Genomic DNA, 22,676 nt, shown 5'->3' with positions numbered 1-22,676 from the left:
CGTTCGCTGCGCGTTTGGTTTTTGACGGGAAGTGATGTAGAATCCCCCTGTCGAACCCCCACATGACCCTGCGTTTCCAGTTTCCCTCTCTCGTTTTGGGCGGCTTTGCCGTCGCAAGTTCCCTTGCCTCGGCTGCCGAGTCTTTTCCGCCTGACCAGATCGAGTTCTTCGAGAAAAACATCCGTCCCGTGCTCGCGGAACGCTGCTACGACTGTCATGGCGCGCACAAGCACCAGAACGGCCTGCGTCTCGACTCGCGGGCGGCGGTCATTCACGGCAGTGATTACGGCAAGGTCGTGGAACCTGGCAATCCAAGCGCCAGCAAGCTGATCAAGGCCATCAACCATGTGGCAGGTATCGAGGCGATGCCCAAGAAGGGAGACAAGCTGCCTGCGCCCCAGATCGCGGCGATCGAAAAGTGGATCAGCATGGGCCTGCCATGGCCTGCAGAGGCTGCGGTGGCTGAGCATGCCAAAGCCGACCCGATGCAGCACTGGGCCTACAAGCCGGTGCAAAAGCCTGCGCTTCCCGCGGGTTTTACCGGCAACCCCATCGACGCGTTCGTGGGTGCCAAACTCAAGGCTGCGGGACTCGACTTCGCCGCGCCTGCCGATCCGGCCACGCTGACGCGTCGCATCCACCTCACGCTCACAGGATTGCCGCCGACTTTTGACGAGTTGCAGAAGAATCCAACTCCGCAGACGCTGATCCCGCAATTGCTTGCCCAACCCGCTTATGGAGAGCGCTGGGCGCGCTTCTGGCTGGATGTGGTGCGCTATGCCGACACGAACGGCTACCAGGTGGCCGGCCGAAGCAATTACTACCCCTACGCCTACACGTACCGTGACTGGATCGTGAAGGCGCTGAACGATGACATGCCCTACGACCAATTTGTGAGCTACCAGCTTGCGGCGGACCGCATGACCACAGCCACGCCGAATTCGCCGAATCTTGCGGCGCTGGGCTTCTACAATGTCGGCGAACGCTTCATCAATGACCGTCTGCTCATCACCGATGACCGCATCGATGTCATTGGCCGCGGCCTCCTCGGACTCACCGTTGCCTGCGCACGCTGCCACGATCACAAATTCGATCCAATCCCAAGCCGCGACTACTATGCGATTTACAGCATCCTGAACAGCAGCGACGAGCCGAATGACACTGAAATGCCCATCATCGGCAAGGCGGCCAATGAAAAGGATCAGCAGGACTACGACGCCAAGGTGGCCGAAATCGCGAAGAAGGAACTCGACTTCAAACGCACCGTCTATGACGAGTTCAGGAAGCCGGAGCGGCTGGCTGAATACCTCGCATTCGCCCAGGATTCGGTGGACATCAAAGACATCACCGTCTTCAAAGGCAAGGCCGGCCAGGTCAAGCTGCGTGACCGGGTGGCCAGCCAGTGGCGCGACTTCCTGAATCGCTACGCTCTGGGCGCAAAGCCGCACGCAACGATGATTGCCTGGAATCGTTTCGCCAAACTTCCTGAGGCGGAGTTTGCCGCAAAATCAGCCGCTATTGCACAGGAGCTGGCAAGGCCGGAAAGCGGCTGCACACCGGAGATCGCCGCCGCTTTCACGCAGACACCGCCGAAGTCGATGAAGGATGTCGCCATGGCCTACGCACGCATCATTCTCGACAGCAAGGTGGAGCCCATGCGCCAGCTCATGCAGGACAAGCTTTCGCCCATGTCGGTGCCGGTCGAGGGTGCAAACACGTTCTTCACCCGTAAGGACAGCGAGACCGTGGTGCGCCTCAACAACGAGCGCACCAAACTCGACAGCACCCATCCCGGCGTTCCGCCACGCGCCATGGTGATGGTGGACAAACCGAAGCCGCAGGACGTGCGCGTCTATATCCGCGGCAATCCTGCGCGGCAGGGCGATCCCGCACCGCGTGCCTGGCTCACGATGTTTGGCGGCGAAAAATTTACCGATGGCAGCGGTCGTCTGGATCTGGCCAAACACATCGCCAGCAAGGACAATCCGCTCACTGCGCGCGTCATTGTCAACCGTGTGTGGCTGCAGCATTTCGGCAAGCCGCTCGTCTCCCAGACCAGCGACTTCGGTGTGCAGACTCCCAAGCCCGTGCAGGCAGATCTGCTGGACTACCTTGCCGCCACCTTCATGGAAAATGGGTGGAGCTTGAAGAAGCTGCACACGCTCATCCTGACCTCTCGCACCTTCCAGCAGAGCAGCCATGCCACACCGGAAAAAGCCACCAAGGATGCTGAGAACGATCTGCTCAGCCGCTTCAACCGCCAGCGCCTTGATTATGAAACCATGCGTGACGCGATCCTCTCCGCCACCGGTGAACTCGACACCAGCAAGCACGGTGGACGCGCCGTGGAGTTGAACGCGAAGGATGTCGACACCCTGCGCACCGTTTATCTCAAGGTGGACCGCTATGATCAGGCCAGCGTACCGGCGATGTTTGACTTCGCCAATCCGGACGGCCACAGCCCGCAGCGCTTCAACACCACCGTGCCGCAGCAGGCGCTGTTTCTCATGAACAGCCCCTTCATGCGCGCCCGGGCCGATGCCATCGCCAAGGCCACGCCGCTGGCAGGCACCACGCTCGATTCCGAAGCCATCCGCGCGATGTATCGCCGCATCCTGGCCCGCGATCCGAAGCCGGATGAAGTCGAACTGGCGCAACGCTTCGCCGCCGATGCGACTGCACTCAATGCCGAGAAGCCCTTCCGCTGGAGCTACGGCACGATGAAGTTCGCACGCACTCCCGAAGGCAAGCCGTCCTTCACCGAGTTCCAGGCCTTCACCCAGCTCACTGACCGTGGCGGTGGCGGTCAGAAAGTCTGGAGCCCTGCTGCCACGATCCCGGATCCTAAATGGGGCCACGTCTTCTGGGCGAACTACGGCGCCCACGCCGCCCCCAGCGACTACATCGTCACCGCCCGCTGGCATGTGCCGGCTGACATGAAGATCTCCATCGACAGCACGCTCAGCCGCAGCAGTGACCGCGGCGATGGCGTACGTGCCTGGATCTACAATGAACGCACCGGCATCCTGGCCGAGCAGCTTTGCACCCCGCAGAACAAGAAGGTCCCTGTGCAGCTCACCACCGACGTGAAGCGCGGCGACACCCTCTGCTTCATCGTTCACAACGAAGGCGGCACCGACAGTGACAGCTTTGACTGGCAGCCCACCATCAGTCGAGCCGACACCGGCGAAGTACTCACCAATTCCAAAGCCGACTTCTGCGACGGCAGCCGCTGGCCCATCGGTCGTGCCCGCCCGCAAAGCGCACTGAGCCAGCTGGCGCAGGTGCTGCTCATGAGCAATGAGTTCATGTTTGAGGATTGAGGATTGAGAGCGGTTCCTCCTGAAATTCGCTTTCGACACTGACCTGCTCAGCCAAGTAGTATTCGGGGCATGAAATCGCCGCGTGCTCGTTTCTGCCTGCGTTGTGCCGCCGTTTGCTCTTCGTTGGGGCTGTTGCTTGGCTGTACGTGGTTCGCCCACGAGCAGGCGAATCCGGCCATGATGCCCAGTTCCACAAGCGGACTCATGCTCATGCCTGGCAGCAAATCCGCAATAAACAGAAGCTGCGGCCCTCAAGAAATTTTCTCGACACAATCCTGCTACCACGGCAGCATCGCATCATGAGCTCGGTTCTGCGCATCTTCGCCCTTGCTGCTGCAAGCGTGTGGAGCGTGGGATATGCCTGGTCAGTGGAACCGGCTGCAGCACCAGTTCAGCAGCGTCATCAATCTGTTCAGCGCTGGATGGATGAGTGGAGGAACGAAGTCTGCCGCTTGGCTTCGCCAATACCGGAGATGCTCTTCTCTAATCCCCCTTCACTGTTTATTACAGACTCATCTCCTCTCGAATGGCTGACAGGTGTTGAGATAGCTTCGCTCCGAGAGCGTCTGAATCCGGACGCGCGGCTTATGGGCCTAACCGACCGACTTCAAGTTATCGATCCGATTTTCTGGGAACTGGTGACAACGGATGGGCTCATCATTGACCTGGACCAGCGGCCTAAAGCCCCTGTAAACTACCCTTTTTTCCACCGCTGCACCCGCAATCCATTCTGGACGTCTTTCTGGCTAAGGAACCATCCCGTGCCGAGCAGCCTGCGGCCCATGGTGTTCACGCAGGATTTATTGCAGGAAGGTTATAAACTGTCCAGGAGTGCAATCCGAAGATTCTGCAGTTATTACTGAACCGGACCTCGGCACTTACCGCAGCACAGACCACAAGCCCGAGGCGTTTAGCATTCACGAGCCGATTTCAAAACACTACCTGGGACAGCTCTGGCATCCGTTTCGCCACCGGAAGCGGGAAAAAGCATGATCCCCTCCCCCGGCATGGACTTTCCTGCCCGGCCGCGACGATCTACCCCTAAAATGGCAAGATCAGCCCTTCCTTGTCGTACATGGCCCCGATATTGACCTTCCATCTCAACCCCTAGCACACCATGTTCCGCATCCCAGGCGTTCCCGGCAAAGACCTTTGCGACAAAAACCTCGGCTTCTCGCGGCGTGACATCCTGCGCGTGGGCGGTGGATCCATGATGGGCCTCACGCTCAACAACGTGCTCCGTGGCCAGGCCATGGCGGCGAATTCTCCTAACGCTGGCCGTGCGGGCTGGGGCAAGGCGAAGCACGTGCTCATGATCTACCTTCAGGGCGGTCCATCACACCTCGACCTGTGGGACCCAAAGGCAAACGTGCCGGACAACGTGCGCAGCGCCTTCAAAACGATCCCGACCAAGGTCCCCGGCAAGCACTTCACCGAGATCCTTCCGAGCCTCGCGAAGGTGAACGACAAGTTCACGATGATCAATTCGATGAGCTACACGCCGAATGGTCTCTTTAATCACACGGCGGCGATCTACCAGATCATGACCGGCTACACGACTGACAAGGTCAGTCCATCCGGCCAGCTCGAGCCGCCAAACGCAAAAGACTTCCCGAACTTCGGCAGCAACATCGTGCGCCTGAAGCCGCTGCAGGAGCCGATGCTCCCCTTCGTGCAACTGCCGCGCCCTCTGCAGGAATCCAACGTCGTCGGCAAAGGCGGCGGCGCAGGCTTCCTCGGCAAAGCCTACGAACCCTACACGCTCTTCCCCGATGGCGATGACCTCGACATGGGCAAGATGGACCGCATCAAGATCGACGACCTCCAGCTGCGTCCCGACCTCTTCAGCGTGCGTCTTGAGCGCCGTGCGAAGCTGCGCGATGCCATCAATGACCAGATGCCGCAAATCGAAGCTGCCGTGAAGGACATGAGCCTGGACAGCTACTACAGCCAAGCGCTGAACCTTATCTCCAGCGGCCGGGCGCGCGATGCCTTCGCCCTCGATCGTGAGCCAGACAAGCTGCGTGACCGCTATGGCCGCAACACCTTCGGTCAGAGCTGCCTGCTCGCCCGTCGTCTGCTCGAAGCTGGCACGCGTGTCGTTGAAGTCATCTGGCCCAAGGTCGCGAACTCCGACAACCACTCCTGGGACCACCATGCGGGCCTCACGGAACGAATGAAGAACAAATCCGGCCCCATGCTGGACCAGGGTCTCAGCGCCTTGTTTGATGATCTGGATGCCAGCGGCCTGCTGGATGAAACCATCGTCGTGGCCCTCGGCGAATTCGGTCGCAGCCCGGAGAAAGGCGTGTCCACCAGCGGCAACAGCAACAGCGCCGACGGTCGTGACCACTGGCCTTACTGCTACACCGCCATCGTCGGTGGTGCTGGCATCAAGCGCGGCTACGTTCACGGTAAATCAGACGCCACGGGCTCCGCCCCCGTTGAAGACGCCGTGCATCCGACCGAGCTCCTGGCCACCATTTACCACGCCGTCGGCATCGATCCCGAGACGATTGTTTACAATCACCTCAACCAGCCGCGTGAACTGGTGAAGGCCAAGCCGGTGACGAAGCTGTTTGCTTGATCGAATCCTTACCAAAGAGGCAGGGCGAAAGCTCTGCCTCTTTTTTTGTTTACTCTGACTTCTGCGGCACCTTTGTCAGCAAGCGTGTGTCGTAGCCCTGCTTCGCCATGCGCGCCAGAATGCCGCGATAAGTGGCTTCATCGAGCACGGGCTTGCGGCTGAGCACCCAGGCCAGTTTGCGATTGGGATAGCCGATCACGCTCCACTGGTAGTCCGGGTCGAGGTCGATGATGAGATAAGGAACCCGCAGCGGCCAGACGAACTGCACGCGCCACTCAGCGTTGGTGGCCTTGTTATGAACCCAGGCCACGCCTTTCCACTGCTCCAGCGGCGCATCGAGACTGCCGCGACGGAACAGAAAGATATTGTCCATTTTGCCATCCGGACGCAGTGCGTAGCGGTCCAGCGTGCCCACCTTGCCCTTTTCCAGCGAATACGGGATGTTCGCAAAGACAAACCAGTCGCCGACATAGCGCTTCAGATCGACATGGGGAACGGTTCGCAGTGGCGCGGGTTTCATGGAGGAGCAGGAGGCGAGGCTGAGCAAAAAAAGCAGCAGGAAGACGAGGCTCAAAGATCGATGGCGCATGACTGATGAACGAATCCGAGCGGCGCCTGGGTGCGAATTCAAGCGTATCATCCCAACATGCCTGCCACACCCACGCTCGAATCCCGTCTCGCCTTCCGTGAGCGCCCGGTGCGCACGCATGTGATGCATCAGCGCTGGGAGAGCCTGCTCTTTCTGCACTGGCGCTGGGATGCGGCGGAGATTCAGCGCACACTGCCGCCCGGGTTGTTTGTGGACACGTTTCAAGGCGATGCGTGGCTGGCCATTGTGCCATTTTACATGCGCGGCATTCGCCCGCGCTTCTGCCCGCCGGTGCGCGGCATCAGCGATTTCCTTGAACTCAATGTGCGCACCTATGTGCACGATGAGCAGGGCCGGCCCGGCGTGTGGTTTTACTCGCTGGACTGCAATCAGCGGCTCGCAGTCTGGACGGCGCGCACCTTCTTCCACCTTCCCTATCAGAATGCACGAATGAGCGCACAGATGAGAGACGGCTGCATCGACTACCGCTGTCAGCGAGGTGGTGAACCGGCCGCGTCACAATTTCGCTATCGGATCGCCGCAGAATCTCAGGTCGCCGAGCCCGGTTCGCTGGCTTTTTTCCTTGCCGAGCGTTACCTGCTCTTCTCCCAGACGCCACGCGGCCTCCGTTGCGGGCAGGTGCACCACACGCCTTACGCGCTTGCAGACGCAAATCTGGAGACCTGGGATGTGAATCCGCTGCTGCAGGCCGGATTCACGGACCCACGGCGACCGCCGGACCACATGATTGGCTCGTCAGGTGTTGATGTGGCGGTGTATCCGCTTACTTCATGAACACCGAGATGCCTTCGTCGACGAGGGGCTTGGCGGCACGCAGCTGTTTGTCTGTGGAGGAGAGCTGTTTGTCGCCGCTGAGGTATTCGGGAATGTTTTCCGTGGTGGGGCTGAAGCGAATGCTCACCTTCCCCTCCAGTTTGCCGCCTTCAAAGTTGGCGTAACCGCCGTAGTCCCATTCAAATCCGGCGATCTTGAAAGGCTTACCGTTGATCTTCTCAACCTCTGCAACGGTCATTCCCGACTTGAGACCGTTTTCAAACTTCCAGGCCTTGCCCATGACGCGGATGTCAAAGACGACCTGCTTCTTCTCGTTGTCGGGATCCCACACGATCTCCAGCTCACGGTCCGTGTCGGCAAAAAGCTTCGCGCCGTCGATTTCCTCGCCTTCCGCGCCGGGGATCTTTTGCTGCTTGAGGCTGCCCTTGCCATAGGCACGCTCGATGTCCGTGGCGGTCATGCCCGGTTTGATCAAGCCCACGCGCTTGCCGAGGACAATGGTGTTGTCCTTCGGGTCGAACTCATCGGCATGAAGAAAGGCGGTGAACAGCAGCAGGCAGGTGAGGATTCGCATCATGCGGGAATTACATCGGTTCAAAGCCTCGAAATCAAGCGTCTTTTGCCGCCTCATCTTTTGCCGCCTCAAATGGCCAGAAGCGTTTCCTCGAGCTCCGGAGGAGGAAGCCACACCACCCAGAGTCACGACTTTCTTGCGAAGCACTGCTGCCAGATCCGTTGCACGGCATTCACCATTTTTCCAAGCGGTGAAAACCAGGAGTCTTCGTAATGGTGGATGACATAGGAGTCGCAGGCAGCCGCAAGACGCCGGCGGGTGGCGACGAGACGCTCGTTGGACGGCGCCGGGTAGAACGCTGCATGAGGCAGGACGGTGATGTCGGCGTGGTGCGTCTGGTACTCCTCCACAGCTGAGTCCAGCACGGCCACGGCCATGCGGATGACATGCGCGGGATGAGGCTCAAACCGCCGGCGTGGCCGGTACCCGGCGGCCATCTGGCGCATTATGTCCAGCCACAAAGGATGCCCGGGAGGCGAGATGATGAGGGCGTTGATGATGAAGTCACGACCTCTCATCATGCGGCCAATGCCCTTCAGCTCCCTGCCCACAACGATGCTGCCGGCAGAAAGGAGCGGATCCAGCGGTCGCAAGGCTTCACAATCCAAATCCGCATAGATCCCGCCGAAGCGATGCAGATAGGCCAGACGCACCAGATCCACTTTGAGGATCGGCGGCATGGACCGCAAATAATGATCTCTAAACTCAGAGTAGTGCTCCGTGATCAGCCGCTCGTTGTCCGCGTCATCCCAAAGCCGGTAGTCCCAGCCGGGGTGCTGTTGCAGCCATGATTTTTGAAACTCCCGCAAATGCTCGGGGATCTCACGATTTTTCCAGGTCTGGTGAATGATGCGCGGGATCACGCAGGTGAGGGGGAAGAGTTGAGGCACCGTGCTTCCAGCCAGGCTGCGAGCTTGTCTGCGTCTGGCCGCTGGCGCATGCGTGCAGCACAGGCGGCGGCCTGCTGGCGAATGCCTCCATCTGTAAGACAGCGCCGAAGCAGAGGCAGGGCGCGCTTTACAGTGAACTGGCCGATGTCGAGCTGAAGTCCAGCGCCGAGGCGCTCCACGCAGGCGGCGTTGTCCGGCTGGTCGTAGGCCAGTGGAGTGATAAGCTGCGGCAGCCCGGCAGCAAAACATTGGGAGGTGGTGCCGATGCCACCATGATGCACGAAGGCCCGTGCACGGGGCAGCAGCGCGCTGAATGGCGCATAGGATGTCACAAACACCGAGGGCGTCAGCGCGGCTGGAGCCTGGCTGACCTCCCGCGTGGCGAACACCGCGCGGCAGCCCAGTTCAGCGGCGATCCTGGCCGCGACTTCAAAATAGCGCCGCGAATGCAGATGGAAACTGCCGAGGGTGAAGACCACCGGCTTTTCCCCGGCGTCGAGAAAGGCGGAAAGCTCCGGGCCCAGAGGCTTTTCATCGGCAACATCCTCCAAGGGGAAATCCCATTGGAGAGTGTGGGCAGGCCAGTCAGGCTGAGGTCCGGCATACCACTCTGGGAAGAGTGCCAGGCCGCCATCGGGAGAGTGCCACCAGTCCCGCAGGCGGCGCGGGGGCCTGATGCCATGGGTACGGCAGCCGCTGCGCACCTGGGAGAAAGCCAGGTGGTCGTACGGGGCCACCAGCTTCAAAAAAGTCTTGCGCAGAAGCAGCGGCAGCCTCCGCAGCAGTCGTGCTGCAGGCACACTCAGCGGCACTTCGTGAGCGCTCATGAGCTGGAGCGTGGCGATGTGCGTGGTGATCAGCGGCACGCCGAGCTTTGCCCGGAGCAGCGGTGCGGCGAAGGCCATGATGGGTGCCAGCATGAGATCGGGCATACCATGCCGGCCTGCGGCTTCCATCACAGCATGGACGTACGGCCCGATGGAGCGCCCCGCGAAAGAGTACGTAAGCTTCAGGCTTTCATGCGGCTTCCACAAAGCGGGATTCCGAATCATTTCCTCGTAGCCCTCATCCTTGAGCGCCACAAAGTCCAAACCAGCTTTCAGGGCGGTCTCCCTAAAGGCCTCCGTCCAGATCATGGTCACCTTGTGACCGCGCCTCAGCATCTGGCGTCCCACCCAGATCTGCGGAAACACATCTCCCGCCGTACCGTGAGGCAGCAGCAGAATGTGCTTCATGAAGCCTTTCCTTCCCCTCCACAGTATGACCTTGCTTCGATCCACGTGAGCAGATCGCCCGTATCTTTTTTCTGTTTCAATCTCAGGGCCAGTTTCTGAGCCTCCGCCCTGATCTCAGGATCCTCGAGACAGCGGCGCAGCAGAGGCAGGGCCCGCTCGAAATTAAAGCGCGGCGTATTGAGAAAGGCGCCCACCCCCAGCCGCTCCATGCGGTCGGCGTTGTCTGGCTGGTCGAAGGTGATAGGAACAATCATCTGCGGAATGCCAGCGGCGAAACATTGGGACGTGGTGCCGATGCCACCATGATGCACATAGGCCCGGCAGCGGGGCAGGAACGCACCAAACGGCACATAGCTGGTGGTGAAAATCTCCGCAGGAAGATCGGCCGGAAGCTGATCCGTAGTCGTGCTGATAAACACCGCGCGGCAGCGCAGGGCACGGACCAGTTGCACCGCCGTGTGGAAAAAACGTTGGGCGCGGTTGTTTCCGCTGCCTGCGCTGAAGACCACCGGCTTTTCCCCGGAAGCGAGAAAGTTTTCCAGTTCCGGCTGCAGCACCCCGTGGTTCGCGCCGTCTTCCAAGGGGAAGTCCCATTGCAGCAGGTTGCGGGGCCAGTCATCCTGCGGCGCTGCAAACCACTCCGGGAAAAAAGCCAGCGATCCGTCCGGTGAGTGCGTCCATTCGCGTTCCACCTTTCGTGGCATCTTTATCCCCCTCGCCTCGCATACCGGGCGCAGAGAGGACAGGGACAGACGGTCAAAGACGTCGAGCGCACTCAGCACCAGACGGCGGACCCCAGCAGGCATGCGGCGCAGATGCCGCAAAGCGGGGAGGACTACAGGCGGCTCTGCAAGGCTGCGGATCATGAAGGGAAAAAGGTGCACGGTCAGCAGAGGGCGGCGCCATTTCTCACGCAGCATCCACGCGGAGAAGCAGAATTTTTGCGACACCAGCAGATCGGGCAGGCCATTTTTTTCCACCCAGCCATCGACGGATCTCAGGCATTCCTCGGCCGTGCGCCCTGCCCGACTGCTGGTGACAAAAAACGCCTGCACGCCGCTGCTCATGCCCTGGTGCGCATCCAGCTCTTTCTTCAAGCTATCTTCCTGAGGCCAAAATTCCAGCCCGGCCTGCTTCACATGATCGCTAAAATTAGGCGTGGAGAGCAGCGTCACCACATGGCCCCGGTTCCGCAGGAGCTTCCCCAGCCAGACGAACGGTAGCAGGTCGCCAAAGCTGCCATGGATGATCATTAGGACGCGTTTCATGGATGGTCTCTCGTATGAGCCGCAGGTATGCGGCTCGGGTGGGTGCTGCGCATTCTCTTCTCCAGCCAGTCCAACAGCACATCCGGGCTGGGGCGGTCATGCAATCGGCTGGCATGCTCGCCCGCGCTCTCGCGCAGCTTTTCATCTTCCAGGCAGCGCCTCAGCAGCGGCAGCGCACGTTCCACCGTGAACCGTCCCTGGCTGATGCACAAGCCGACACCTAAATGCTTCACGCGATCTGCGTTGTCCGGCTGGTCCAGCGACATGGGCACCACGAACTGCGGCAGTCCGGCCGCGAGACACTGCGAAGTCGTGCCGATGCCACCGTGATGAACAAATGCGCGTGCTCGTGGCAGAAGCCGGCTGAAAGGCGCATAAGCCGAGACGAACACTCCTGCGGGCAGATCTCTGGGGACTTGGTCTGTCTTCGGCGTGATGAAAACGGCGCGGCAACCCAGCTCTCTGACCAGCTTTGCAGCCGTCGAGAAAAAGGCCTCGGCATGAAAGTGTCCGGTCCCTGCAGTGAAGAGCACCGGCTTCTCGCCTTCGGCCAGAAACCTGGCCAGTGCCTCGTCCATAGGGCGCTCTGCCGCCATGTCTTCGAGTGGAAAGTCCCACTGCAGCAAGTTCTTTGGCCAGTCAGGCTGCGGCGGCGCGAACCAGTCGGGAAACAAAGTCAGCACCCCATCGGGCGAATCCCACCACTTCTTCCACAAGCTGTGCGGTGTGACACCATGTTCAGCGCAGCAGCGCCTCACCGCCGGATAGGCAAAAAGGTCCAGCGGATTCGGGAACCACAGAATGAGCCGGCGCAGCAGCAGCGGAAGCCGGCGCAACCACAGGAAAGGCGGAATGACCACGGGAGGCAGATGCGCCTTGATGATCATCATCGGGTAGAGATGCACCGTCACCAGAGGGATCCGCAGCTTCTCACGCAGCACTCGCGCTCCAAAGCAGATCATCGGTGCCATCAACAGATCGGCGGGGCCGTATTGCGCAATAGCCTCTTCCGCAGCCGCCACGTAATCCTTGGCCGCACGGCCTCCATGCGTGTAGGCGGTGGCCAGTCCGATCCCCAGTTTCCACAGGCTGGGAGCTTTGAGCATTTGCTCCAGCTCTTCGCCGCCCGTGGCTACAAAGTTCAATCCGGCCTGTCTGGCGATGGACTCATACCTCGGCGCAGTGACCAGCGTCACGCGATGCCCCCCTGCCATCAACTGTCGTCCCAGCCAGATGAACGGATAGGTGCTGCCCGAGGTGCCATAGGGTAGCAGCAGGACGTGGCTCATGCAGGAATCAGAGGAGGTGCAATTCGGGTTTCAATCCAGGACAGCAATGCCGCCGGGTCTCTGTCCTGCCGCATCTTTGCCGAACACGCCAGAGAAGATTGTCGAAACGTCACATCCTCCCGCAGCCGTTTCAAACACCCAACCACACGCTCGGGGGTGAACTGCCGCACGCTGAGCCCGATGCCGGCACCGAGGCGCTCCAGACGATCCGCATTGTCGGGCTGGTCATGGGCCATCGCCATGATGAGCTGTGGCACACCGGCGGCAAAACCTTGGGACATTGTGCCGATGCCTCCATGATGCACAAACACCGCTGCATGCTTCAGCAGCGTGCTGAAAGGGGCATACTGGACCGTGAGAATACTGGATGGCAAATTCAGCGGCACCTGCTTCGGCTCGCGCGTAACAAAAACTGCACGGCAGCCGATGCGCTTGACGGCTTCCGCAGCGACGGCAAAAAAGCGTGCTGCCTGCACATTCGCACTGCCCGGAGTGAAGATGACCGGGGGCTCTCCGTGTGCGAGAAACGCCTGCAACTCCGGCTGCAAGGCCTGCTCCTTGGCGAGGTCTTCGAGTGGAAAAGTCCATTGCAGCAGATTGGCCGGCCAGTCCGGCTGCGGCGCTGCGAACCATGCGGGAAAGAGTGCGAGCACACCATCAGGTGAATCCCACCACTCACGCCACAGACTGCGCGGTGGTTTGACGCCATTCGCTTCACAAATGCGGCGTACCTTGGGCAGCGCGAAGAGATCGACAGGATTCGGCAGTGAGAAGATCAGCTTTTTGAAACCCGCAGGCAGCTTGTTAAAGAGGCGCATGAGCGGATGCAGCAGCGGCGTCTCATGCACACTCAAAAAAACGGCGGGCTGCAGGTGCACAGTGATCAACGGGATGCCGTGTTTCTCACGAGCCAAGCGTCCGGCAAATGCGGTGACGGGAGCCAGCATCAGATCAACTTTTCCGCAGCTCTCGATGGCCGCGAGATAGGGCTCCACTGATTTGGCGGCGAATTCAAACACCACCTTCGTGCCGATGCCGGACTTCCAGATGCGAGGATCTCGGATCATGGCCTCGAACTCATCTCTTTCTCCGAGAGAAATGAATTCGATGCCGGCTTTGCGTGCCTGCTCTTCAAACAGACATGCCGTGATCATTCTCACACGGTGTCCGCGCGCCATGAGCTGCCTTCCCAGCCAGATGAAGGGAAACACATCGCCGGCACTGCCGAAGGGAAGCAGAAGGATCTCAGCCATGCGTCCAGCGTTTGAGCAGCGCAGGCAGGGCCTGCGGACGCGACATCGTCACATAAACACCTCCGACCACCGCTGCGGCTCCGCAGAACCAGAAGATGTCTCCGGGCGTCCAGCCCAGACGGATATTCAATTCCTTTTGCAGCAAAGCGGCGGCACTGATACCCACCCAGGAAAGCCACGAGGCAGCGCCCTGCACCGAGCCTTTGCGATCTGCCGGTGGCCGGTGCTGCAGCACTGCCGCCAGCGGCACGATGAACATGCCGCCGCCGATGCCCAGCAGGGTGAGACAGACGGTGAAGGCCGATTTGGAGATGTCCGCCAGCCCGAGCGCGAAGCCCATGGTGGCCATGAGGAAGGCCCCGAGCGGAATGAGGCCATACTCCACGTGGTCCCCGCTCAATTTTCCCGCGAGCATGCTGCCAGCCGCCATGCCGACGGCGAGGGCGACCTGCAAGGCGCTGTTTTCCATCGGCTTGATGTGCAGCACCTGCTCCGCATAGAGCACCAGGTTCATCTGAATGAGCACGGCGATGAAAAAGAAGCCCGTGTTACCAAGATTCGCCCGCCACAGATCGCGGTCCGTGCGCATCCATTTGAATTCACGCCACAGGTCACCGAGGAAGTTGAGGCGCAGTGGCTTGTCAGGGCTCGCGGCAGGCACACGCGTGATGCCCAGGCTCATGAGCCAGCCGATCATGGCCAGCGCCAACAGAATGCCGCCCGACCACGCAGGTTTGCCCGCGAAGCTCTCCGCCAGCCAAGCGGCGACCAGGGTGCCGAAGATCGCCGCCAGGAAGGTGAGCATCTCGATCACGCCATTGGCCCACGAAAGCTTTGCAGAAGGCACCACTTCAGGCAGCGAACCGTACTTGGATGCCGCGAAGAAGGCACTGTGAACTCCCATGAGGCAGATGCTCATGAGCTGCAGCCCCATCCTGCCGGAGGCCAGCGCATAGGTGGCGAAGATCATGATGCCGACTTCCATGGTCTTCACACCGATCATCACATGCCGTTTGCTGAAGCGGTCGGCCATCCAGCCGCCAAACATGGAGAGCAGCAGGAAGGGAATGGCGAAGTACATGCCTGAATCCGACACCAGCGCATCGAGCTGCTCCTTGGGCAGCTTCTGCGCGATCACCAGATAGATGACCAGCCACTTGAGCACGTTGTCAGAGAAGGCCCCCTGAAACTGGGTGCCCATCAGGCTCCAGAATCCACGCTGCCAGCTGGATTGAAGAGTTGGAGGGGAAGAAACGTTCATGCGCGTTTGGCGGCGGCTTGTTCGGGCGTGGGACAGATTTTCTTCAGCACAAAGTGTGTCGGCACAAAGACCACGAAAATGAGCAGCGCAAGCCATGTGACGAGATAAAGTTCAGGACTCATCCAGGTCTGGGGGTGCGCATCGTCCATGCCGAAAACGTAGTTCACGTTGCGCGGCAGATTGGGGTCGGAAAGAATAGCACCGGCCTTCGGCAGCCAAAAATAGGCCCCGAGGCACGAGGCCGAGGCCACCACCGTCCAGCCTTTGAGTGCACGCTTGTCATAGCCCAGCCTGAACACGAGCCAGGCCAGCAGGAAGGGCAGCCAGCCGTGGAAGAGAGACAAGCTGCGTAGAAACAAAGGCTTGGTTTCATCAAACATGTAGGCCGTCATGCCCGTCATCTTGAAACCGCCGAACTGCACGGCAAAATCAACGCACCACAAAGCCTGCGGCATCAAGATTCCCACCGCTGGCAAGGAGAGGAGCAGCGGACTTTCCCGCCATATCCCGAACAGCGTGAAGACAAGGGCAATGTCGCAGAAATAGAGGAAGTTTGTCGAGCCGTAGTGATACCAGTAAACGGGAATCAAAACCGCCATGAATGCGGTGTAGGCAAGCTTGAGCCAAAGCGGGATGGCGTGGGCGGAGTGAGTGTTGTTGTTCATGCATCGGGAGCATCCAACCATCGGCTCAGCCTGACCAATCGACCGTTTGTGAGCTTGTATTGAGAAAATGCATGTAGCCCCGCCATCAGGCACACCTGGCCTACTGAACACTCAGGCAGACCATGTCACCGGCGGCGTTGCGCACGTAGATGTGTCCATTGGCAAGCACCGGAGCGCTCCAGCAACGACCGGTGAGCACCGGGGTGCGGGAGAGCGGCTCAAATTTGGCAGCGCTGGCCTTGGCGATGATGAGCTCGCCCTTGGCCGTCAGGATGATGAGCTTTCCATCGGCAGCCATGAGAGAACAGAAGCCGACATCGGCGGCACTCCACTTCTCCGTGCCCGTGGCAAAATCGATGCACTTCAGGCTGGCGGATTTGTCTGCATCGCCATCGCTCCCATACAGATGGCCGTCGATCAGCACACTGGAGTTGAATTGGTTTTTCATCACCCGGCTGCGCCAGACCTCCTTGGGTTCGGCGGAGGCGAGATCGAGCAGGGCACAGCCTTTGTTGTAGCCAGTGGAGATGAAGAGCTGCGTGCCGCTGAGGATCGGATCTGCCGCATTCACGCCATAGCTGGTGGACCAGGTGTGCTCCCACAGCACGCTACCATTGCTCGGATCGACACCTTTGTAGGCGCGGCCGGAACTCAGCACGACCTGAGACTTGCCATTCACGGTGATGGGATACGGCGTGCAGTAGCCTGAGCTGGCCTTGTCGCTGGTCCACACGGTCTTCCCCGTGGTCTTCTCAACCGCTGTACCAGCTTTGCCGACGTTCACGATGAGGAGCTTGCCAGCGACCAAGGGCGAACCTGCAAACCCCCAGTCCGGGATGTCGGCTTCGGTTTCCTTCTGGATGTTTTTCTGCCAGACGACCTTGCCGGTGTCTGCTTCAAAACAAATCAGATCGCCCCAGCGGCTCAGATGGTATGCCTTTCCATCTTCAATCGTCGGCGTGGCCGAGGTGCCCCCCTCATAATACTTGTCCCCCAGATCGGCGGCGTAGGCGTGTTTCCAGACTTCCTTGCCAGTTGTGGCGTCGAAGCAGAAAACCGTGTCCTTGCCGTCCGCATGCCCCGTGGTGTAGACGCGACCGGCAGCCACGGTGAAGGAGGCAAAGCCGATGCCGATCTGCGCTCCCCAGACCTTTTTGACCGCCGTCCCCGCCAGTTTCTCACTCGAAATTCCGTCATGATTGGGGCCGCGCCAGATCGGCCAGTCAGCGGCTTGCAGGGTGGCGGCGGCAAGAAGGAAAAGGAGCGTGGATTTCATACCCCCGGAATGGAGCGGGAACGGCCTGAAATGGCAAGCTTGATCTCGATTGCGCCCCACTGTTCCATTCCTGCGCTGCAAGTGCGGTTTGCACTCGCCGTCCGCCTGTTCTTGTGCTTTTTCACCTGCCCATGCCAGCCACCGCCACGATCACCAACATCTCCTGCTATCAGTTCGCCGAACTTTCCGGATTGAAGGACATGCGTGCCCGCCTCCTGGAACGCTGCAAAGGACTGAGGCTCAAGGGAACCATTTTGCTGAGCACGGAAGGCATCAACATGTTCGTGGCCGGAGTGCGGGAAAATGTGGATGCTCTTGTCGATGAACTGCGCGCCATTCCAGGGCTGGAAGGTCTGAAGCCCAAATACAGCGAGAGCGCGGAGCAGCCGTTCCGCCGCATGCTGGTGCGCATCAAGCAGGAGATCATTGCCTTCGGGGTCGAAGGCATCGAACCCGCAAAGTACACCTCGCCGCGCTTAGAGCCCAAGGTGCTGAAGCAGTGGCTGGATGAAGGCCGCCCGGTCATCCTGTATGACACACGCAACGATTACGAAGTGAAACTAGGCACCTTCAAAGGAGCCGTCGTGGCGGGTGTCGATTCCTTCCGCGAATTTCCCGAGGCCGTGCGCCGGCTGCCGCCGGAGATGAAGAAGGCGGAGGTCGTGTCGTTCTGCACCGGCGGCATCCGCTGTGAAAAAGCCGCTCCTTTCATGGAGCGCGAGGGCTTTGAGCATGTGTGGCAGCTTGAGGGCGGCATTTTGAAGTACTTCGAAGAATGCGGCAGCGCGCATTACGACGGCGAGTGCTTTGTCTTCGACCAGCGCGTGGGCGTCGATCCCGGCCTGCATGAGACCGCTTCCTCGCAATGCTTCGCCTGCCAGACCCCACTCACTGCGGAAGAGCAGGCCGATCCTCGCTACGTGGAGCATGTCTCCTGCCCGTATTGCTTCAAAACCTCCGAGGAACAGCAGCGCGAAAACCTGGCGCAGCGCCATGCGGCGATCCGCCAGGCGGTGACGCCGCTGCCGGGCAGTGTACCCTATGATCAAACGCGGCCGCTGAATGTGCCGGAGGCCTGCGATCACGCCACCATTCTGGACTGCCTCTGCCATGTCATGCCGCACATCCCACGCGAACAATGGCTCGCGGTCTGTGAAGAAGGGCGCATTGTAACAGACGACAGGAAGGTGGTGCCTGCCCATCAAATCGTGCGCGCCGGAGAGCGCTACCTGCATCTGAAGCCCGCACAGCGTGAACCGGATGTGAATGCGGACATCCGCGTGCTGTTTGAAGATGAGGCCATCATCGTCCTCAACAAGCCCGCCCCGCTGCCCGTGCATGTGGGCGGCAGGTTCAATCGCAACACGCTGCAGTTCATCCTCAACACCGTCTGGCATCCGCTGAAGCCACGCAGCGTGCACCGTCTGGATGCGAACACAACGGGCGTGACCGTGCTGTGCAAGACACGGCACTTCGCCAGCTTTGTGCAGCCGCAGTTTGAGCGCGGCGAAGTTGAAAAGCTTTATCTCGCACGCGTGAAGGGGCACCCGCCACAGGATGCCTTCACCTGCGATGCGCCCATCAGTGGCGAAGCTGGCAAGCTCGGAGGGCGCTCTGTCGATGCTGAGGGCCAGGAGGCTAGAACAGAGTTCCGCGTACTGCGGCGCGATGCCGACGGCACCGCACTCCTTGAGGCCCGTCCGCTCACCGGACGAACGAATCAAATTCGCATCCACCTCTGGCATCTCGGCTTCCCGATTCTTGGCGATGCCGCCTATCTGGCCGATGGCGAAGTCGGCGAGACGCAGACCCTGGCCGTGGGAGATCCCCCGCTCTGCCTGCATGCCCTGCGCATCACCTTCACGCATCCTTTGACGAAGGAACGCGTGACGTTTGAAGCAGAGCCGCCAGAGTGGGCGAAATGAACCTCACTCTTGCCGACCCGCTTTATCGCCAGAACCTGAAGGCGCTCTACCGCGACACGTTGCTCAAAGACGTGATGCCATTCTGGATGAAGCACGGCATGGACCGTGAGTTTGACGGCATCATCACTTCTCTGGACCGCGATGGGTCGATCCTGGACACGGACAAGAGCATCTGGTTCCAGGGGCGCGCCGCATGGACACTGGCGACGCTGTACAACACCGTGGAGAAGCGCAGCGACTGGATCGAGGCGGCGGGCTCCTGCCTGGCGTTTCTGGAGAAGCATGGCTACTCCACGGATGGGAAACTGTTCTTTACCGTCACACGCGAAGGCAAACCGCTGCGCATGCGACGCTATGTGTTCAGCGAAGCCTTTGCGGCGATTGCGCATGCCGCCTATGCAAAGGCGACGGGCGATGAAAGCTATTCCGAGCGTGCCCAGAAGGACTTCGCCACTTATTTGAAATTCTCCTTCGAGAAGGGCCTGATGCATCCGAAGATCGAGCCGAACACGCGGCCCATGATGAGCATCGGTGCCTTGATGATCGGCATCGCCACAGCGCAGGAACTTCGCGCCAACCTGGGTGATGTGAAGATTTCAGGACATAGCTGCTCCGAATGGGCGGACCGCTTCATTTTGGAGATTCAGCAGTTCTTCTTCAAACCGGCCATCGGGGCATTGATGGAGGTCGTTTCACCGGATGGCTCGCTGATCGACCACTTCGACGGCCGCACACTGAACCCAGGTCATGCGCTGGAGTGCGCGTGGTTCATTCTGCATGAGGGCCGCTGGCGTGGGGAGAAGAGCTACATCAAACTCGGCCTGGAGATCCTCGACTGCATGTGGAAGCGCGGCTGGGACGAAGAGCATGGCGGCATTTTCTATTTCCGCGATGTGAAGGGCAAACCGGTGCAGGAATACTGGCACGACATGAAATTCTGGTGGCCGCACAACGAGGCCATCATCGCCACGCATCTGGCCTGGCACATCACCGGGGATGCGAAATACGCCACATGGCACCAGCAGGTGCATGACTGGAGTTTTGCGCACTTTCCCGATGCGGCCCACGGCGAGTGGTTTGGCTACCTCCATCGTGATGGCAGCCCCTCCTCCCTGCTGAAGGGCAGCATGTGGAAGGGGCCGTTCCACCTGCCGCGCATGCTGTGGTACTGCGGACAGTTGCTCGAAGAACAGGGCATCCCATCAGATTCCTTGTAACAATACCCTGAGAGCGGGGTTGAGCAGCTGAGCGGCGCCCGCTAGCTTGTACACCACCATGGCCATTACCATCGACGACATCCTCCAAGCCGCCGAAGAGCATCAAGCGAGCGATATTTTCCTGCAGGAAGGCGAGGTGCCGCGCATGAAGATCGCCGAACAGCTCATGATTTTTGGCGATGATCCGCTGCTGCTGCCGCAGATGGCCGGGCTCTGGCAGGCATGCGGTGGAGACACTCTCACTGACACGGATCGTGACTCCGGACTGATCTCCCGCACTCACACACGCTTCCGTGTCAATTTGCACAAAGTGCTGGGCCGCATGGCGGCTGTGCTGCGCCGCATCCGCACGGATATTCCGCCCCTGAACACTCTGGGAGCGCCGGACTGGCTGCTGCAGCGCTGGGCGCAGAAGCAAAACGGCATGATCCTCGTCACCGGCGCCACGGGCCAGGGCAAATCAACCACGCTGGCTGCACTGTTGCAGTGGATGAATGAAAACATCGCCCGCCACGTGGTGACGATCGAGGACCCGGTGGAGTACATCTTTGCCAACAACCGCTGCCTGTTCACCCAGCGTGAAGTGGGCCGCGACACACCCACCTTCGCGCGCGGTCTGCGCAGTGCCATGCGTCAGGCGCCGGATGTGATTTTTGTGGGGGAAATTCGCGACCAGGAAACGGCCCTCACGGCGCTGCAGGCCTGCGAGACGGGCCATCTTGTGCTCGCCTCGCTGCATTCTGCCAACGTCTCCGAAACAATGGAGCGTTTTGTGAACCTCTTCCCGCCGGATCAGATCGGCATGGGGCTGCACATGCTGGCACACCAGCTGGTCGGAGTTTTGTGTCAGAAACTCGTCCAGAATGTCCATGGCAAGCTCTTCATGCTGACCGAGTACATGGAAAACGGCGGGGCAGCGCGTGACTGGATCGCGAAGCGCAGCATGGCCAACATCACGGACTACATGAGCCGTGGCAGCGATCCCAACACGCGCACCTTCCTGCAGTCCACCGTTGCAGCTTACCAGGCAGGCATCATCTCTGAAGACGAAGCCGTCGCAGCCACCGGCAACGAGGCTGAGTTCCGCCGCGCCGCCCGCGGCATCTCCTGACCCCCACCACTCTCATCATGCGCTCCCACGATCTCATTGAATACCTTGCCATGGTCACGGATCAGGGCGGCTCGGACCTGCACCTCAGCGTGGGTGCCGCACCCATGGCGCGCATTTTCGGTCAGTTGCAGCCGCTGACGGATGAGATCCTCGACATCGGCGATGTGCGCGATCTGGTTTTTGGTGTCCTGAAGGAAACCCAGCGCGCCAAGCTGGAGCAGGAATGGGAGCTGGATTTCGCCATTCAGGTGGAGAACCTGGGGCGCTTCCGCGGCAATGCCTGCTATGTGGTCGGCCGCGTCGAAGCCTCCTTCCGTTTTATTCCTGAGGTGATCCCGGAACTGCGTGATCTGGGGCACGGTCCGACGGTGGAAAGCCTTTGCAGCCTGCGCGACGGCCTGATCCTCGTCACCGGCACGAGCAACGCCGGCAAGACCACCACGCTGAGCTCGATGACGCAGCAAATCTCACGGGATCGGCAGGCCAACATCGTCAGCATCGAAGACCCCATCGAGTATGTGTTCAAACACTCGCGCAGCCTCATCCGGCAGCGCCAGGTGGGCAGCGACACACACTCCTTTGCGCAGGCCCTGCGCAGCGCACTGCGCCAGGATGCGAATGTGATCATCATCAGCGAGCTGCGCGATCTGGAGACCATCAGCACCGCGCTGACCGCCGCCGAGACCGGCCACCTCGTCATCAGCACCCTGCACACCCAGGACGCCCCTTCGACGGTCATGCGCGTGATGGATGCCTTCCCTGAAGACCAGCAGGACTTCGTGGCCTCGCAGCTGGCCAACTGCCTGCAAGGCGTGATCTGTCAGAACCTGATGCCTCGGCAGGATCAGGAGGGCCGGGTGATGGCCTCTGAAATCATGGTCAACAATCCGGGCATCGCCTCCTGCATCCGCTCCCGTCGGCTCCAGCAGCTTCCCAGCCTGATTCAAATCGGCGCCAATGACGGCATGCACACCATTGATGACAGCGTGACCCATCTTGCCATCCACGGTTTCATTTCCCTCGACGATGCCCTGCTGCGCGCACGCGACAAAGATTTCGTGATCGCCGGCTATGAGCGCAAGATGCGTGAGCGTGAAGCGCGGCAGCGCTGAGGCACAAAAAAGCGGAACCAGTTGCCCGGTTCCGCCTTTCAAACGCTGATCGTGTCAGCGCCGTGGTGATTACTTGTTCTTGGCGTCGAACTTGGCTTTGCACTTCTCGCAGCAGAAAGCGACGGTTTTGCCGTCTTTGCCGGTGCTGGTGATGCTGGAGTCAGCAGGCTTGCCGCTGATGGGGCATTTGTCGGCGGCCATGGCGACCGAAGTGAAGGAGAGGGCGCAGATGGTGAGCAGTGTTTTCATCGAGGTATGTGGGTATGGATGTGGCAGGCGAAATGACCGGCCAGTGCTCGAAACGTA

19 protein-coding genes are annotated in these 22,676 nt (G+C 60.3%); 8 read left to right on the top strand and 11 right to left on the bottom strand.

Features of this window, described 5'->3' with window-relative positions; translation table 11 throughout:
* The first annotated feature begins 62 nt into the window (after positions 1 to 62).
* The 3 genes from ACILSL_RS05030 (at position 63) to ACILSL_RS05020 (ending at position 5,910) form a co-directional block, all read left to right on the top strand.
* Complete coding sequence (locus tag ACILSL_RS05030) at positions 63 to 3,323, top strand: PSD1 and planctomycete cytochrome C domain-containing protein (protein ID WP_395730909.1); 3,261 nt, start codon at positions 63 to 65, stop codon at positions 3,321 to 3,323.
* A 299-nt stretch (positions 3,324 to 3,622) separates the two neighbouring features.
* Positions 3,623 to 4,186, top strand: a complete 564-nt coding sequence (locus ACILSL_RS05025; protein WP_395730908.1) for a hypothetical protein — start codon at positions 3,623 to 3,625, stop codon at positions 4,184 to 4,186.
* Between the two features lie 254 nt (positions 4,187 to 4,440).
* Positions 4,441 to 5,910 (top strand): DUF1501 domain-containing protein, encoded by a 1,470-nt coding sequence (locus tag ACILSL_RS05020; RefSeq protein WP_395730907.1) that lies wholly within the window; start codon positions 4,441 to 4,443, stop codon positions 5,908 to 5,910.
* A 49-nt stretch (positions 5,911 to 5,959) separates the two neighbouring features.
* Here ACILSL_RS05020 and ACILSL_RS05015 read toward each other — a convergent pair whose 3' ends face one another.
* Positions 5,960 to 6,499, bottom strand: coding sequence for a lipocalin family protein (locus ACILSL_RS05015; protein WP_395730906.1), 540 nt, complete (start codon positions 6,497 to 6,499; stop codon positions 5,960 to 5,962).
* A 57-nt stretch (positions 6,500 to 6,556) separates the two neighbouring features.
* On the opposite strand from ACILSL_RS05015, the gene ACILSL_RS05010 reads away from it, so the two are divergent.
* Positions 6,557 to 7,294: a YqjF family protein gene (locus ACILSL_RS05010; protein ID WP_395730905.1), complete on the top strand. Its 738-nt coding sequence runs from the start codon at positions 6,557 to 6,559 to the stop codon at positions 7,292 to 7,294.
* On the opposite strand, the gene ACILSL_RS05005 is transcribed toward ACILSL_RS05010, so the two are convergent.
* The 9 genes from ACILSL_RS05005 to ACILSL_RS04965 all read right to left on the bottom strand — a co-directional run bounded on the left by ACILSL_RS05005 (position 7,284) and on the right by ACILSL_RS04965 (position 17,005).
* On the bottom strand, positions 7,284 to 7,871 hold the full coding sequence (locus ACILSL_RS05005) for a hypothetical protein (protein ID WP_395730904.1): 588 nt from the start codon (positions 7,869 to 7,871) through the stop codon (positions 7,284 to 7,286). The two genes, ACILSL_RS05010 and ACILSL_RS05005, sit on opposite strands and share 11 nt — an antisense overlap.
* Before the next feature lie 122 nt (positions 7,872 to 7,993).
* Positions 7,994 to 8,731, bottom strand: coding sequence for a glycosyltransferase family 32 protein (locus ACILSL_RS05000; RefSeq protein ID WP_395730903.1), 738 nt, complete (start codon positions 8,729 to 8,731; stop codon positions 7,994 to 7,996).
* Entirely contained in the window at positions 8,728 to 9,993 is a 1,266-nt protein-coding gene (locus ACILSL_RS04995; protein ID WP_395730902.1) for a glycosyltransferase, read from the bottom strand. Before ACILSL_RS04995 ends, ACILSL_RS05000 begins: the two co-directional genes overlap by 4 nt.
* On the bottom strand, positions 9,990 to 11,261 hold the full coding sequence (locus tag ACILSL_RS04990) for a glycosyltransferase (RefSeq protein WP_395730901.1): 1,272 nt from the start codon (positions 11,259 to 11,261) through the stop codon (positions 9,990 to 9,992). Before ACILSL_RS04990 ends, ACILSL_RS04995 begins: the two co-directional genes overlap by 4 nt.
* Positions 11,258 to 12,550, bottom strand: coding sequence for a glycosyltransferase (locus ACILSL_RS04985; RefSeq protein ID WP_395730900.1), 1,293 nt, complete (start codon positions 12,548 to 12,550; stop codon positions 11,258 to 11,260). Before ACILSL_RS04985 ends, ACILSL_RS04990 begins: the two co-directional genes overlap by 4 nt.
* Positions 12,547 to 13,803: a glycosyltransferase gene (locus tag ACILSL_RS04980; protein ID WP_395730899.1), complete on the bottom strand. Its 1,257-nt coding sequence runs from the start codon at positions 13,801 to 13,803 to the stop codon at positions 12,547 to 12,549. The genes ACILSL_RS04985 and ACILSL_RS04980 overlap by 4 nt, the downstream gene beginning before the upstream one ends.
* Positions 13,796 to 15,064, bottom strand: coding sequence for an MFS transporter (locus ACILSL_RS04975; RefSeq protein WP_395730898.1), 1,269 nt, complete (start codon positions 15,062 to 15,064; stop codon positions 13,796 to 13,798). The genes ACILSL_RS04980 and ACILSL_RS04975 overlap by 8 nt, the downstream gene beginning before the upstream one ends.
* Positions 15,061 to 15,729: a hypothetical protein gene (locus tag ACILSL_RS04970; protein ID WP_395730897.1), complete on the bottom strand. Its 669-nt coding sequence runs from the start codon at positions 15,727 to 15,729 to the stop codon at positions 15,061 to 15,063. Before ACILSL_RS04970 ends, ACILSL_RS04975 begins: the two co-directional genes overlap by 4 nt.
* 100 nt (positions 15,730 to 15,829) lie before the next feature.
* Positions 15,830 to 17,005, bottom strand: coding sequence for a PQQ-binding-like beta-propeller repeat protein (locus tag ACILSL_RS04965; protein WP_395730896.1), 1,176 nt, complete (start codon positions 17,003 to 17,005; stop codon positions 15,830 to 15,832).
* A gap of 131 nt (positions 17,006 to 17,136) precedes the next feature.
* On the opposite strand from ACILSL_RS04965, the gene ACILSL_RS04960 reads away from it, so the two are divergent.
* The 4 genes from ACILSL_RS04960 to ACILSL_RS04945 are packed head-to-tail and all read left to right on the top strand — an operon-like array spanning position 17,137 to position 22,370.
* Positions 17,137 to 18,930: a sulfurtransferase gene (locus tag ACILSL_RS04960; protein WP_395730895.1), complete on the top strand. Its 1,794-nt coding sequence runs from the start codon at positions 17,137 to 17,139 to the stop codon at positions 18,928 to 18,930.
* Positions 18,927 to 20,147, top strand: coding sequence for an AGE family epimerase/isomerase (locus tag ACILSL_RS04955; RefSeq protein ID WP_395730894.1), 1,221 nt, complete (start codon positions 18,927 to 18,929; stop codon positions 20,145 to 20,147). The genes ACILSL_RS04960 and ACILSL_RS04955 overlap by 4 nt, the downstream gene beginning before the upstream one ends.
* Before the next feature lie 58 nt (positions 20,148 to 20,205).
* Positions 20,206 to 21,258, top strand: a complete 1,053-nt coding sequence (locus ACILSL_RS04950; protein WP_395730893.1) for a type IV pilus twitching motility protein PilT — start codon at positions 20,206 to 20,208, stop codon at positions 21,256 to 21,258.
* A gap of 17 nt (positions 21,259 to 21,275) precedes the next feature.
* Entirely contained in the window at positions 21,276 to 22,370 is a 1,095-nt protein-coding gene (locus ACILSL_RS04945) for a type IV pilus twitching motility protein PilT (RefSeq protein WP_395730892.1), read from the top strand.
* Between the two features lie 69 nt (positions 22,371 to 22,439).
* On the opposite strand, the gene ACILSL_RS04940 is transcribed toward ACILSL_RS04945, so the two are convergent.
* On the bottom strand, positions 22,440 to 22,619 hold the full coding sequence (locus ACILSL_RS04940; protein ID WP_395730891.1) for a hypothetical protein: 180 nt from the start codon (positions 22,617 to 22,619) through the stop codon (positions 22,440 to 22,442).
* Positions 22,620 to 22,676: the final 57 nt, after the last annotated feature.

The organism is Prosthecobacter sp., assembly GCF_044222345.1.
GTDB lineage: Bacteria > Verrucomicrobiota > Verrucomicrobiia > Verrucomicrobiales > Verrucomicrobiaceae > Prosthecobacter.
Note: the sequence above shows the minus strand (reverse complement) of the source record. Positions and strands in the feature narration are given on the sequence as shown.